This window comes from Streptococcus sp. CF7_Ac1-12 (genome assembly GCF_024295905.1).
Lineage (GTDB): Bacteria > Bacillota > Bacilli > Lactobacillales > Streptococcaceae > Streptococcus > Streptococcus mitis_AP.
On record NZ_JANCPG010000007.1, the window covers coordinates 77,464 to 93,050 of the forward strand.

General features: G+C 41.3%; 6 protein-coding genes and 1 pseudogene. All 7 read left to right on the forward strand.

The window, feature by feature from the left end:
* The first annotated feature begins 5 nt into the window (after positions 1–5).
* Positions 6–1,511 carry a zinc ABC transporter substrate-binding lipoprotein AdcA gene (gene adcA, locus NMM17_RS05010; RefSeq protein ID WP_049546879.1) on the forward strand — a complete coding sequence of 502 codons (1,506 nt, stop codon included), beginning with the start codon at positions 6–8 and terminating at the stop codon, positions 1,509–1,511.
* A gap of 164 nt (positions 1,512–1,675) precedes the next feature.
* Entirely contained in the window at positions 1,676–2,560 is an 885-nt protein-coding gene (locus tag NMM17_RS05015; RefSeq protein WP_004235732.1) for an SPFH domain-containing protein, read from the forward strand.
* Positions 2,561–2,744: 184 nt separating this feature from the next.
* A complete protein-coding gene (locus NMM17_RS05020) occupies positions 2,745–6,533 on the forward strand; it encodes a sugar-binding domain-containing protein (protein WP_254753945.1) in 3,789 nt (1,262 codons plus the stop codon).
* A 1-nt stretch (position 6,534) separates the two neighbouring features.
* Positions 6,535–8,223 carry an alpha-L-fucosidase gene (locus NMM17_RS05025; protein WP_254753946.1) on the forward strand — a complete coding sequence of 563 codons (1,689 nt, stop codon included), beginning with the start codon at positions 6,535–6,537 and terminating at the stop codon, positions 8,221–8,223.
* 109 nt (positions 8,224–8,332) lie between these two features.
* A complete protein-coding gene (locus NMM17_RS05030; protein ID WP_254753947.1) occupies positions 8,333–9,319 on the forward strand; it encodes an Rpn family recombination-promoting nuclease/putative transposase in 987 nt (328 codons plus the stop codon).
* Between the two features lie 3 nt (positions 9,320–9,322).
* Positions 9,323–9,733: pseudogene (locus NMM17_RS05035) on the forward strand (hypothetical protein); the annotation flags it as partial.
* Positions 9,734–10,096: 363 nt separating this feature from the next.
* Positions 10,097–15,587 (forward strand): DUF1542 domain-containing protein (locus NMM17_RS05040; protein WP_254753948.1); only part of this gene is annotated, 5,491 nt, incomplete at its 3' end.

The window sequence follows — 15,587 nt, forward strand, 5'->3', positions numbered from 1 at the left end:
CTAACGTGAAAAAAATTAGCTTATTGTTCGCCAGTCTATGTGCCTTGTTTTTAGTGGCTTGTTCCAATCAAAAGCAGGCAGATGGCAAACTAAATATTGTGACAACCTTTTACCCTGTCTATGAATTTACCAAGCAAGTCGCAGGAGATACTGCTAATGTAGAACTCCTCATCGGTGCTGGTACAGAACCCCATGAATATGAACCGTCTGCCAAGGCAGTTGCCAAAATCCAAGACGCAGATACCTTCGTTTATGAAAATGAAAACATGGAAACATGGGTCCCTAAATTGCTAGATACTTTGGATAAGAAAAAGGTCAAAACCATCAAGGCGACAGGCGATATGTTGCTTTTGCCAGGTGGTGAGGAAGAAGAGGGAGACCATGACCATGGAGAAGAAGGCCATCACCATGAGTACGATCCCCATGTTTGGTTATCACCAGTTCGTGCCGTTAAACTTGTAGAGCACATCCGTGATAGCTTGTCAGCAGATTATCCTGATAAAAAAGAGACCTTTGAAAAGAATGCTGCTGCCTATATCGAAAAATTGCAAGCCTTGGATAAGGCTTATGCAGAAGGCTTGTCTCAAGCCAAACAAAAGAGCTTTGTGACTCAACACGCAGCCTTTAACTATCTTGCCTTGGACTATGGACTCAAACAAGTCGCAATCTCAGGTCTCTCTCCAGATGCAGAACCATCAGCTGCTCGTCTGGCAGAATTGACAGAGTACGTCAAGAAAAATAAAATTGCCTATATCTACTTTGAAGAAAATGCTTCACAAGCACTTGCTAACACACTTTCAAAAGAAGCAGGTGTCAAAACAGATGTCCTCAATCCTTTAGAAAGTCTGACAGAAGAGGATACCAAGGCTGGCGAAAACTACATCTCCGTTATGGAGAAAAACCTCAAGGCTCTGAAACAAACAACGGACCAAGAAGGCCCAGCAATTGAGCCTGAAAAGGCAGAGGATACCAAGACAGTTCAAAATGGTTACTTCGAGGATGCAGACGTCAAGGACCGCACCTTGAGTGACTATGTAGGTAACTGGCAATCAGTTTATCCTTTCCTTGAAGATGGTACGTTTGACCAAGTCTTTGACTACAAGTCTAAGTTGACTGGTAAGATGACTCAGGCTGAGTACAAGGCTTACTATACAAAAGGCTATCAGACAGATGTCACTAAGATCAACATTTCTGATAATACTATGGAATTTGTTCAAGGTGGACAAAGTAAGAAATTCACCTACAAGTATGTTGGTAAGAAAATCTTGACTTACAAGAAAGGCAATCGTGGCGTGCGCTTCCTCTTTGAAGCCACAGATGCAGACGCTGGACAGTTCAAGTATGTTCAGTTTAGTGACCACAATATCGCCCCAGTTAAGGCAGAACATTTCCATATCTTCTTTGGAGGCACAAGCCAAGAAGCCCTCTTTGAAGAAATGGATAACTGGCCAACCTACTACCCAGATAACCTATCTGGCCAAGAAATCGCTCAAGAAATGTTGGCGCATTGATGAGAATCAAAGGATAGCTTTGTATGAGGCTATCTTTTTAGTTACAAAATAGATGGTTAACATTTTATTTTTAAAAATCGCAGTTAAAACTGCACAGCCTTCTTTAAATGTGCTATAATACAGGAAAAATAATGATGGAGGTCACGATAATGGCAACATTTTTGATGATTTTTGTGGTGGTTTGTGTGCTCCTATTGGTGATAGTCACACTGAGTACAGTTTATGTGGTTCGTCAGCAGTCGGTGGCGATTATTGAACGCTTTGGGAAATACCAAAAGGTTGCCAATAGCGGTATTCATATTCGCTTGCCTTTTGGGATTGACTCGATTGCAGCGCGGATTCAGTTGCGCTTGTTGCAAAGCGATATTGTGGTTGAGACTAAAACCAAGGATAATGTGTTTGTTATGATGAATGTAGCGACTCAGTACCGTGTTAATGAGCAGAGCGTGACAGATGCCTACTATAAACTCATGCGTCCAGAATCTCAGATTAAATCTTATATCGAAGATGCTCTTCGCTCTTCTGTTCCCAAATTAACCTTGGATGAATTGTTTGAGAAAAAAGATGAGATTGCCCTTGAAGTTCAACACCAAGTAGCAGAAGAAATGACTACTTACGGTTATATTATCGTGAAAACCTTGATTACTAAGGTCGAACCAGATGCAGAAGTTAAGCAATCCATGAATGAAATCAATGCGGCGCAACGTAAGCGGGTCGCAGCGCAAGAATTGGCGGAAGCAGACAAGATTAAAATCGTCACTGCAGCTGAAGCAGAAGCAGAAAAAGACCGCCTTCATGGTGTGGGGATTGCCCAACAACGTAAAGCGATTGTGGATGGATTAGCAGAGTCTATCACAGAACTCAAGGAAGCCAATGTTGGTATGACAGAAGAGCAAATCATGTCCATTCTTTTGACCAACCAGTATTTGGATACCTTGAATACCTTTGCCTCTAAAGGCAATCAAACGATCTTTTTACCAAATACGCCAAATGGTGTGGATGATATCCGTACACAAATCTTGTCAGCCCTTCGTGCTGAGAAGAAATAATAGACTAAAGAGCCTGGAGTCAGGCTCTTTTTGTATTACCCTTGTAGCTTTGAGGATTAAAATCCTCCTCCACAAATTATAGAATCTTTTCTGAGTATTTAGGGAGTGATGGAGGAAGTGTTGAAAGCGCTTTTGTTTTGTGATATAGTCAAATTGATAGACTTGTTTAAAGAGGAATGCTTGTATGAGAAGAGAAGAAGTTTTGCGAAATCACTGGTTTTTTAGCCAAGAGGTGGGGAAAGAAGAGGCCTTGGCGCCGGATTTTCATAGAGAAAATTGGCAGGCTATTCAAGTGCCACATGACTGGAGTATTTACAATGATTTTGACCAGTATTCGCCAGCGCAAAATGAGGGTGGTCAGTTAAATGGTGGTCAAGCCTGGTATCGGACACAGTTTTACTTGGAAGAAGATGCCAGTCTTGTATCGGTGCGTTTGTTGTTTGATGGAGTTTACATGAATGCCCAAGTCTATATCAACGGGCAAGTGCTGGGCTATTATCCCAGTGGCTATACGCCCTTTTCTTATGATATCACGCCTTATCTAAGAAATGATGGGACGGCCAACCAGCTTGCGGTTTTTGTGGAAAATCAGCAACCTAGCAGTCGTTGGTACTCTGGTAGCGGTATTTACCGAGAAGTAAAATTATTGATTACAGATTCGGTGCATCTGGATTTATATGGGATTAAGATAGAAAGTCCCAAGCTAAAGGAACAAAGGCAATCTTGGGTGGAAACCCAGCTTGAAAGCAAGGTTTCAAATGATGGGCCTCAGTCCGTGTCGGTGTATTTGGAACAGAGTATCTGGTATGATGGCCAACAGCTGTCAGACTGGCAGGCGACAGACTCTATAGTGATTGAGTCTGGGGACAAACATCATTTCCAACAAGCAATATCAATTTTTCAACCCTTGCTTTGGGATATTGCTTCCCCTCACCTTTACCAATTGAAGACTCGTCTTTACAAAAATGGCATTTTGGTTAATGAAGAAGAAGAGACCTTTGGTTACCGCTATATGGATTGGCAAGCGGATAAGGGTTTCTTTCTAAATGGTCGCTGGTTGAAGATTCATGGGGTTTGTTTGCACCATGACTACGGAGCATTGGGAGCTGTGGAAAACAAGTCAGCTGCTGAGAGATGCTTGCGCCAGATGAAGGAAATGGGGGTCAATGCGATTCGAATCACCCATAATCCAGGCAGTAGCATCTTGCTGGATCTGTCTGCCAAAATGGGCTTACTCATCCAAGAAGAAGCCTTTGATACCTGGTATGGAGGCAAGAAAGAATATGACTATGGTCGCTTTTTTGAGGAAGAAGCGACTCATCCAGAAGCGAAAACAGGCGATTTCTGGTCAGATTATGATTTGCGCACCATGATTGAGCGTGGTAAGAACAATCCAGCGATTTTTATGTGGTCCTTGGGAAATGAAGTCAGTGAAGCAAATGGAGATGCTCATTCATTGAAGACGATCAAACGCTTGCTAGAAAGGGTTAAGGAGGTTGATGATAGCCGTTTTGTGACCATGGGAATGGATCAGTTCCGCTTTGGAGATGGGTCTGGAGGTCATGAAAAGATAGCCAATTTGCTGGATGTGGTGGGCTTGAATTACTCGGAAGATAATATTGATGGGATTCGCAAAAGACATCCCAAGTGGCGACTTTACGGATCTGAAACCTCATCGGCTACAAGGACGCGTGACAGCTATTTTCGCCCAGCTAAGGAATGGGTTGGGGATAATCGCCGCGTGCGGAATTTTGAACAGTCAGACTATGGCAATGATCGAGTTCCTTGGGGGAAGACGGCGACGGCTTCTTGGATAGCAGATAGAAATCGGCTAGACTATGCGGGTCAGTTTATCTGGACAGGAGTGGACTATATCGGTGAGCCGACTCCTTGGCACAATCAAAATGACACGCCTGTAAAGAGTTCCTATTTTGGGATCGTGGATACGGCAGGGATTCCTAAAAATGATTATTATCTCTATCAAAGTCAGTGGTTGGACCTAGATCAGCATCCCATGGTTCATATCCTACCCCACTGGAATTGGGAAATCAACAAGAGTTATCAACAAGTTGTGGATAAGTATGGGGATATCTCTGTTCGAGTGTATTCAAATGCTGGTTCAGTAGAGCTATTTCTCAATGGAAAATCCCAAGGCAGAAAGAATTTTCAGGAAAAATGGACTTCAGATGGTAGAAAATACCAAGAGGGAGCAAGTTCTGAACAACTTTATCTCGAATGGCGTTTGGCTTATCAACCAGGAGAATTGCATGCTGTAGCCTATGATTATCAAGGTCAGCTTGTGGCAGAAGATAGGGTGGTGACTGCAGGTAAGCCAGCCAAAATCGGGTTACATGCCGAGAAAACAAAACTGGAGCCAGATGGGCAAGACCTCCTTTATCTCTATTTTGATGTATTGGACAAGGATGGAAATTGGGTGCCGACGGCTTCCAATCAGCTTCATTTTCAAATTGAAGGCCCTGCTCGCATTGTGGGTGTGGATAATGGCAGGCAGGCCAGTCGTGAACGTTACAAGGCTCAGAAAAATGGTCGGTTTAAGAGGAAAGCCTTTCATGGCAGAGGTGTCCTCTTAGTTCAGAGCTTGGAGCAGGCAGGCCAAGTAAGACTAAAGGCCAGTGCCAGAGGGCTAGAGCCAGCAAGTTTTGATATCTTAGTGGGAGAGGCTTTGGCTACCCAACCAGTGAAAAATAAGCGCTTATTTGAGATTCGAGTGGACAAGCAGGCAGGATTACAAGAAGGGGCTTCCCCAGCTATTGGACTTTATCCACAAACTGTGGATAACCCTGTGAACAAGGTGGGGAATAGTGAAGTGATTTGGGAGACGAGTGGTAGTGCCCACGCCATTATCAAGCAGGGAGTGCTTCATTGCTTGTCTGCAGGCGACTTGGCTATCCGCGCCAGTTATCAAGGGAAAACCTATCAAACTCACTTACAGGTTGCAGAAAATACCTCACTAGGGCAGGCAGTTTCTGTAAGACCACTTCGCTTGTATACAGATAAGGGGACTTATCCACAGCTTCCATCTTCGGTCTTGGTGGACTATGAGTCTGGTGGTACAAAACGAGTCAAGGTTATTTGGGAGGAGATTTCTGAAGAAGATTTGGCAAGATTTCATGAGTTTACGGTATCTGGTCAGCTAGAAGGTCTGGATTTAAAGGCTTCTGCCCAGGTTTGTGTTCAAGGGATTTGCGCTATTGAGCCTGAGAGGGTTTGGACGCTTGTCAAGGAACCCCCACACTTACCAGACCGAGTCAAGCTAGTCTTATCAGATGGCAGACGAGATATGGCCAAGGTGACTTGGGACGAGCTTGATTCTCAAATCTATGCTCAGGTAGGAGAATGTGTGCTCACAGGACAAGTAGCGAGCTGTGAGTTGCCGGCAACAGTCACTATCCATGTGACAGATGCCAGTGTAGATGGGGAAGTTATTTCCAATCAGTGGACAGGATCCAACCTGCCTCTGGTCTTTGCTTCTCATTCAGAACCGAATCACCTAGCCTCTTACCTCAATGACAAGGTCATTGCTCGGAAAAAATCGACAGCCAATACTTGGATTGCCAAGTCAGAGCAAGCCAGCGTGGGCATTCTGTTTGGAGATGCAGGGATTTTAAAACCGCGATTTGTGGATAACGTGACCTTGTATTATGTTGAAAATCAAGAATATGTGGCTGTTGAGCCGACATTTATTGATTATTATGTAGGGAATGAGCCTAGCTTACCTCGGTCTCCAAATCATTTGGATAAGGATTCCCTGCTCAAGCAAGAGGAGAATTGGCGCCCTGTATCAGCTATCCGAAAAGTTTCAAGCAACAGGGATGAAGAGCTTCGTTTTGAATTTGACAAGGTAGAGACTTATGCCCTTCGTCTTCGATTTGAAGGCTTGGAAAGCCCTCTAGCGTTAACAGAATTGCAGGTACATGCCAAAAAAGTAAAGAAAAATGTAGATAGGAAGTAGTATGGTAAGAGAAATAAAACCGCACGGCCCCTTGCCTAGTCAGGCCCAGCTAGCGTATTTAGAGAATGAACTAGCAGCCTTTATCCATTTTGGTCCCAATACTTTTTATGATCAGGAATGGGGGACAGGTCAGGAGGATCCTGAACGCTTTAATCCAACAAAGTTAGACGCGCGTGAATGGGTTCGTGTACTTAAGGAAACGGGCTTTAAAAAGTTGATTTTGGTGGTCAAGCACCACGATGGCTTTGTCCTCTATCCGACGGCTCATACAGATTATTCGGTTAAGGCTAGTCCCTGGAGGAATGGAGAGGGGGACTTGCTTTTTGAAGTATCCCAAGCTGCTACTGAGTTTGATATGGATATGGGGGTCTACCTGTCACCATGGGATGCCCACAGTCCTCTCTACCATGTGGAGCGAGAAGTGGACTATAATGCCTATTATCTGGCTCAGCTGAAGGAGATTTTATCAAATCCTGCTTATGGAAATGGAGGGAAATTTGCTGAGGTCTGGATGGATGGTGCCAGAGGAGAGGGCGCTCAAAAGGTCAATTATGAATTTGAAAAATGGTTTGAAACCATTCGTGACCTGCAGGGAGATTGCTTAATTTTTTCAACAGAAGGCACCAGTATCCGATGGATTGGCAATGAACGAGGGTATGCAGGTGATCCCCTGTGGCAAAAGGTGAATCCTGATAAACTAGGAACAGAAGCAGAGTTGGACTATCTTCAGCACGGAGATCCCTCAGGCACGATTTTTTCAATCGGTGAGGCAGATGTCTCCATTCGACCGGGTTGGTTTTACCATGAGGATCAGGATCCTAAGTCTCTCGAAGAGTTGGTCGAAATCTACTTTCACTCAGTAGGACGAGGAACCCCTCTCTTACTCAATATTCCGCCGAATCAAGATGGACTCTTTGATGCAAAGGATATGGAACGCCTTTATGAATTTGCGACTTTTCGCAATGAGCTCTATAAAGAAGATTTGGCTCTGGGAGCTGAGGTATCTGGTCCAGCTCTTTCCGCAGACTTTGCTTGTCACCATTTGACAGATGGTCTTGAGACCAGCTCTTGGGCAAGCGATGCAGACTTGCCCATCCAGTTAGAACTCGACTTAGGGTCACCTAAAACTTTTGATGTAATTGAGTTAAGAGAAGATTTAAAGCTAGGGCAACGAATCGCTGCTTTTCATGTGCAAGTAGAAGTGGATGGCGTCTGGCAAGAATTCGGCAGGGGCTTTACAGTTGGTTATAAGCGCCTCTTGCGAGGTTCGCTAGTAGAAGCGCAAAAGGTGCGCGTGATGATTACAGAGGCACAATCTATGCCTGTATTGACCAAAATTTCCCTCTATAAAACTCCTAGCTTATCACAAAAAGTAGCTGTTCAGGGACTAGCATTTGCAGAAAAAAGTCTAGCTGTAGCAAAGGGAGAGACTCTTCATTTTAGGATTGAACGTAGCGAAAGTAGTACTCCTTTGGAGGCTAAGATTTCTATTCAACCGGGGACAGGTGTGCATGGTGTTGTCTATCAGGACGAGATCCAAGTTCTTCAATTCCAAGCAGGGGAAAGCACAAAAGATTTGTGCCTACCAACCCTGTATTTTGCTGCTGATAAGACCTTGGATTTCTATCTAAATCTGACTGTTGATGGACAGTTGGTTGATCAAGCTCATATTTTAGTTGAAACGAGATAAAATATCTTCACAATTCATTTCCTTTTCGAATAAATAGATAGAACCATCGAATCTAGTAAAATTAGATTTAAAACTGTGGTATAAGTGGTATAATAAGAGGAGGGAATGGATGATTCTCAGACATCCGGGCATTAGCCCAACAAATGACTTGGTTGCTAAGAAAATTTTTAGCAATCCAGAAATCACTTGTCAATTTATTCGCGATATGCTGGATTTACCAGCAAAAAATGTGACTATTTTGGAGGGAAGTAATATTCACGTCTTACCTTCCCAGCCTTACTCGGCCCAGGATTTCTATACCAGTATAGACGTCTTGGCGGAGTTGGATAATGGAACTCAAGTAATCATTGAGATTCAGGTGCATCATCAGAATTTTTTCATCAATCGCCTGTGGGCTTACTTGTGCAGTCAGGTCAATCAAAATCTAGAAAAAATTCGCCAACGAGAAGGTGATACACACCAGAGTTACAAACACATCGCACCAGTATACGCTATCGCAATTGTGGATAGCAATTATTTCTCAGATGACCTGGCTTTTCATAGATTTAGTATGCGAGAGGACACGACAGGTGAGGTCTTAACCATCACAAACAATGGACAAGAAAACCATCTGGTCAAGATGGCATTCTTGGAATTAAAGAAATACAGAGAAACCAGCAAAGACGAGGTTCGCAAACCGTGGTTGGAGTTTTTCGGAAATAAGCCCTTTACCCAAAACCCCCAGCGAGCCATTAGCCAAGCAGACCAACTGCTAGACTACAAGAGCTGGTCCGAGGAGGACAGGAAGATGTTTAGTCAACTACGTATGCGTGAAGAACAAGCCTTGTTAGCACAGGACTATGCTTTAGAAACAGCTAGGGCGGAAGGCATTGAAAAAGGACTGGAACGAGGTCTTGAACGTGGGCGAGCTGAGGGTATTGAAAAAGGTTTAGAACAGGGACTGGAACGAGGTAAAGTTGAAGGAAGGGAAGAAGGAAAACTTTTTGCTTTCCTAGACATGGTTTGCCAAGGTCTTCTGACTTCGGAGGTTGCAAGTCAGCAGTTGGGTATGACTGTCTCTGAGTTTGAAGAACTATTGAAAGAGCATCACAAATAAGGACTAAAAAAATACAGAGAAACCAGCAAAGACAAGGTTCGTAAACCGTGGTTGGAGTTTTTCGGGAACAAGCCCTTTACCCAAGAGCCAGAGCGAGCCATCAGCCAGGCAGATCAACTGCTGGACTACAAAAGCTGGTCCGAGGAGGACAGAAAAATGTTTAGTCAACTACGTATGCGCAAAGAACAAGCGTTATTGGCTCAGGATTATGCCTTGGAAACAGCTAGGGCGGAAGGTATTGAAAAAGGCTTAGAACGTGGTCGAGCTGAGGGTATCGAACAAGGACTGGAGCTCGGGAAAGCTGAAGGACAAATCTTTACCTTTCTGGATTTAGTACGCCAACATGTTTTAACTTCTGAATTTGCGAGTGAACAATTAGGCATGTCAGTCGCGGAGTTTGAAGCACTGTTGTAAATAGAAATGACATGTTATCGAACTAGATAGCATGTTTTATTTAGAGGATAAACCTATTTATCCGAGGGTTATGCGCAATTTTTTCAATATATTTAAAAAATCATATCTAAAATATATAATAGTAGATTAATTAAACATGCATAAAAACGTGAAAAAATGTGATATGAAACTTTCTGAAAATTAGCTATATTCCTAATTTTTTTTGCGAAAATTTCAAATTAAATAACTTGCATATATATCAAAAATAAAGTAGAATAGTCAGTGTAAGATTTCACGTTAAATATAATAATTATCCGTTGCTTCAGAAGCGGCTAGTTTCGCGTGAAAATCCCAAATATACTTCTAAAAGGAGATCCAAAATTAATGGAAAACAAAAACTCTATGAGTCGCGTTGAGCGTTTGCACCGTGAAAAGGTGACACGTTACTCTATTCGTAAATACAGCTTTGGTGCAGCTAGTGTGGCCGTTGCTGCTCTTTTCATGTTCTTAGGGAACGGAGCAGTATCAGCTGATATGACTGCTGTTCAACCGCAAGATACATCAGAGATTAAAGTTAAACCAACTGAAGAAAATACTGGCTCAGATAAGGTTCAGGAGGATACTACAAAACAAGTAGACAATACAGTTGTAGCGGAAGCTCCTGCTAAATCAGAAGAAGTAGTTACTCCAACTTTGGATAAGACCCAACTTGAAAGCTACATTTCAGAAATTGAAACAAAACTTTCTAACGGTTCTTACGATAACAAAACTGAAGAAAGTGTTGCAGTATTAAAAGCTGACTTAGAAGCTGCAAAAGCTACATTAGAGAATGCAACTACTCAAGCTGAACTAAAACAAGCTTACAGCAAACTTGTCACTACAGCTAACTCTAAATTAAAAAACAAACCTGTAGAGAAAAAAGAAACTCCAGCAGTAGATACAACTGAAGGTAAAGAAACTGTAGGTAAAACAGCAGAAAACACTGAGAAAAAATCAGAATCTAACTCAATCGAAAATACAGGTTCAAATGACCCACGTAACGGTAAAGAGATGGATAAAGATAATGCGTTACGTACAGAAACATCAAAAACTGTAGATAATATTACATATACTACTGAGTTCTCGAATGATGCTACAAAAGAAATCTATGTTTATAACAAAGAAGAGGCTAATGTAGAATTTAAAATCAATTCATCAACAAATAAAGTTACTTACGTTGAAACAACAGGGGGATCTAATCAGAAATTCACCACTGTTAACGATACAACTGTAACAGATGGATATGGGTATAATTTTGATAAAATCACTACAGAAACAGATACACCATTAACAGTAAGAATGACAGGGCAACCGAATGCTACTATCATGGGGAATAAAAACTATACGAAGACGGAAGCTCAAAACTTCGCTATGGGTGAACGTTATCTTCGTGTAACAGCAAAAGATGGATCTACAATGTCCCCAGCAGGTAATGGACTAACTCAACCGGGATACTTCAAGATTGTTCTTAAATCTCAAACATACAAATACAGCATCCAAGAACCAGCTTTAGATGGAGATAAAATTGGTGTTGATGATATTAACAACCTAACTGCCACAGAAATTGCCAAAATTAAAGAGAAAATTAATATTCAATATTCTGATACGGCAACGAAGCAAGATGCACGACTAGCGTCTCACAAAGGGGAAGTCTTAGCAGATAAATATTCAGTAGTGAAAGACATTGCTATTGCAAATGGAACAGTTACTGTTACCTATAACGATGACTCAGTAGACACTACTCCAATTTCAAATATTGCACGTACAAATGTAGCACCGACAGTATCAATTCCATACTCAGATCCAACTCCAAACAAAAAAGAAGTTTATCTATATACTGGAGAAGAAGCAGATGTTGATATTACATTTAACGATGATTCAGGAAAAATTAAATCAGCTGCCCTTAAAAAAGGTGGAAATATTGCTTTAAATAACGTTGGTGGAAATCCAGATCTACAAGATAATGAATGGGGATTCACTGTAACAGCGATTAATTCTGAAACTGCTACACCAGCAAAAATTAAAGTAACAGGACAAGTTTCAGGGATAGCAGAAAATAAACTGCCAAAAACAGAAAACGATTCTTTAGAGCTTGTAACACGTTTTGCCACAGCAACAGATAAAGATGGAAAAGAAATTAATAATATTGCTGTAAAAAATAAAAATAATGGAGAAGTAGTAGGTTCTTACCTTACTGACCCAGGTGCTGTAACATTCGTATTAAAAGCACAAGCTAAGAAATATGATATCGTTACACCAACAGAAGAAGATAAAGTAGCAGTAGCTGATCCTACGGCTGTAACTGATGAAGAATTTGCTAAAATTAAAGCGAAATTAGAATATTCTAGAACTAATGAAGACAAAAATCTAGAGTCTAAACGTGGTGAGGCAGTAGATAATACTGATAACAAAGTTGCTACAATTACTAAAGAAGGTAATAATATTGTTGCAACATATAAAGATGGTTCTAAAGATATCAGACCATTAACAGACTTCACTAAATTAGATAAACAACCTGCTATCGATGCAGTAAATACAGCAGCAACTGAGAAAATTGCAGCGATTAACTCAACTTCAAATGCTACTGATGAAGAGAAACAAGTAGCAATCGATAAAGTAAATGCTGATAAAACAGCAGCTTTGACAGCAATTAATGGTGCTACTACAAAAACAGCTCTTGATACGGCTAAAGACGCAGGAACAACTGCAATCGCAGCAGATAACCCAGTAGTTGCTAAGAAAGCAGCAGCAAAAGCAGATGTAGAAGCAGCTCGTAAAGCTAAGGAAGACGCTATTAAAGCAAATCCAAATCTGACACAAGCAGAAAAAGACGCAGCAATTGCGAAAAATAATACGGCAGCAGCAGAAGCAACTAAAGCTATTGACGCTGCAACAACAAACGATGCAGTAGATACAGCAAAAACTGCAGGAACTACAGAAATTGGTAAAGTTAATCCAGTAGCAAAAGAAAATGCTAAAGAAGCTATTGGCAATGCATTAACAGCTAAAAATCAAGAAATTGATAACCGTACAGATTTGTCAGATGCTGAGAAAAAAGCTGCTAAAGATGAAGCTCAAAAATTAGCAGATGCTGAATTAGCTAAGATTAACGCTCAACCTGATAATGCAGAGACACCAGAAAAAGCGACAGAAGCTCAAACAGCGGTAGATGCAGCAAAAGATAAAGGTGTAGCAGATGTTAAAGCTGTAAATCCAGTAGCTAAAGAAGAAGCTAAGAAAGCAATTGCGAAAGAATTAGAAGATAAAAATTCTGAAATTGATAAACGTACAGACTTAACTGATGAAGAAAAAACAGCAGCAAAAGCTGAAGCTAAGAAACTAGCAGATGCTGAATTAGCAAAAATTAATGCTCAACCTGATAATGCTGATACACCAGAAAAAGCAGCAGAAGCTCAAAAAGCAGTAGATGCAGCTAAAGATAAGGGTGTAGCAGATGTTAAAGCTGTGAATCCAGAAGCAGCTAAGAAAACTGAAGCTAAACAAGCAATCGATGATGCATTAGCAACTAAAAACAAAGAAATCGATGAACGTACAGATTTAACTCCAGAAGAGAAAACTAAAGCTAAAGAAGCAGCAAAAGCGCAAGCAGACGTAGCAAAAGCTGCAGTTGATAATGCAACTACAAATGCAGCAGTTGATAAAGCTAAAGCAGATGGAACTACAGCAGTTGCAAATGTAACTCCAGTAGCAAAAGCAGAAGCTAAGAAAGCAATTAATGATGCGTTAACAGCTAAAAACAAAGAAATCGATGCTCGTACAGACTTAACTGATGAAGAAAAAACAGCAGCTAAGAATGAAGCAAAAGATAAAGCTGACGCTCAATTAGCTGAAATTGCTAAACAACCTGATGCAGCAGCTACGCCAGAAGCAGCACAAACGGCACAAGCAGCAGTAGATGCAGCTAAGAAAACAGGTGTAGATGAAGTTACAGCTGTAAATCCAGTTGCGGTTAAGAAAACAGAAGCTAAACAAGCAATTGATGATGCCTTAACAGCTAAAAACAATGCTATTGATGCACGTACAGACTTAACAGATGCTGAGAAAAAAGTAGCTAAAGACAAAGCGGCAGAAGAAGCTAAGAAAGCTAAAGAAGCAATCGATTCAGCTACAACAGATGTAGCAGTAGATACAGCTAAAACATCTGGTTTAGGAGAAGTTGCTAAAGTAAATCCAGTAGCTAAAGAAGCCGCTAAGAAAGCAGTAGCAGACGAATTAGCTAGAAAAGAAGCAGAAATTGATGCGCGTACAGACTTAACAGATGCAGAGAAAGCAAAAGCTAAGAAAGAAGCGCAAGATAAAGCTAAAGAAGCAACAGATGCAATTAATGTACAACCGGATAACGCAGATACACCAGAAAAAGCGACAGAAGCTCAAAAAACAGTAGATGCAGCAAAAGATAAAGGTGTAGCAGATGTTAAAGCAGTAAATCCAGTAGCGAAAGAAGAAGCTAAGAAAGCGATCGCAGATGAATTAGCTAAGAAAGAAGCAGAAATCGATGCACGTACTGATTTAACGCAAGAAGAAAAAGACGCAGCTAAGAAAGAAGCTCAAGATAAAGCAAAAGCAGCAACAGACGCTATTAACGCACAACCGGATAACGCAGATACACCAGAAAAAGCGACAGAAGCTCAAAAAGCAGTAGATGCAGCTAAAAAATCAGGTGTAGATGAAGTTAAAGCAGTAAATCCAGAAGCCAAAGCTAAACCAGCAGCTAAGAAAGCCATCGAAGATAAATTAGCAAAACAATTGGAAGACATTGCTAACACTCCAGATGCTACAGATGATGAGAAGAAAGTTGCAGCAGATGCAGCTAAAGCTCTAGCAGAAGAAGCTAAGGAAGAAATCGATAAAGCTGGAACAGATGCAGAAGTTAAGCAACTTCAAAAAGAAGCTGAAGGTGAAATTGAAAAATCTGTACCTGTTGTAGAAGATAAGCCAAATGCTCGTAAAGCAATTGATGAAGAAGCAACAGCTAAAAAAGCAGCAATTGACGCTCGCGACGACTTGACTCCTAAAGCTAAAGAAGATCTTAAAGCTCAAGTAGATGCAATCGCAGATCAAGCTAAGAAATCTGTAGATGCAGCTAAAACCGCAGACGCTGTTAATGGAATTGAAGAGTCAGATAAAGCGGCTATTAATGCTGTAGGTGAAGTGAATATTCCGGCTGACAAAGTTCTTGTAAATGATCCAAGTGCTTTAACAGATGATGAAAAAGCTAAGGTCTTAGAAGCTGTTAAGAAAGTAAATCCAGATGCTAAAGAAATCACTCAAGACGCAGATGGAAATGTTACTGTTACAACTCCAGATGGACACAAAGAAATCATCACTCCTGAGCAAGTAGTGAAAACTGCAGATACAGCAAATGATCCAAAAGCAGGTAACGATATCGTTAAACCAGCTGATAAAGTGGTTGTAAATGATCCAGCTAAGTTGACAGATGCTGAGAAGGAGAAGATTAAAGCAGCAGTTGAAGCTGTAAATCCAAACTCAATTGTAGTAGTTGATGACAAAGGAAATGCTAAAGTTTCAACTCCAGATGGTCAAACACAAGTTATTCCTGTAGAAGAATTAGTACGTACTGTTGAAGATACTAAGAAACCAAACGCAGGCAACGACATCGTAAAACCGGCTGACAAGACTGTAGTAGCAAATCCAGATGCTCTCACTCCAGAAGAGAAGAAAGCCATCGAAGACAAGGTTAAAGCAGTCAACCCAGGAGCAACTGTAGCAGTAGACGACAAAGGCAACGCCACAGTCACAACCCCAGAAGGTAAGACAGCAGTCATTCCAGCAGCAGACTTGACGAAAGATCCAG

What these genes read in the sequence shown, in the direction of transcription:
- NMM17_RS05025 (WP_254753946.1), top strand. Translation starts at nt 6,535, where the DNA reads ATGGTAAGAGAAATAAAACCGCACGGCCCCTTGCCTAGTCAGGCCCAG.
- NMM17_RS05015 (WP_004235732.1), top strand. Translation starts at nt 1,676, where the DNA reads ATGATTTTTGTGGTGGTTTGTGTGCTCCTATTGGTGATAGTCACACTG.
- NMM17_RS05030 (WP_254753947.1), top strand. Translation starts at nt 8,333, where the DNA reads ATGATTCTCAGACATCCGGGCATTAGCCCAACAAATGACTTGGTTGCT.
- NMM17_RS05020 (WP_254753945.1), top strand. Translation starts at nt 2,745, where the DNA reads ATGAGAAGAGAAGAAGTTTTGCGAAATCACTGGTTTTTTAGCCAAGAG.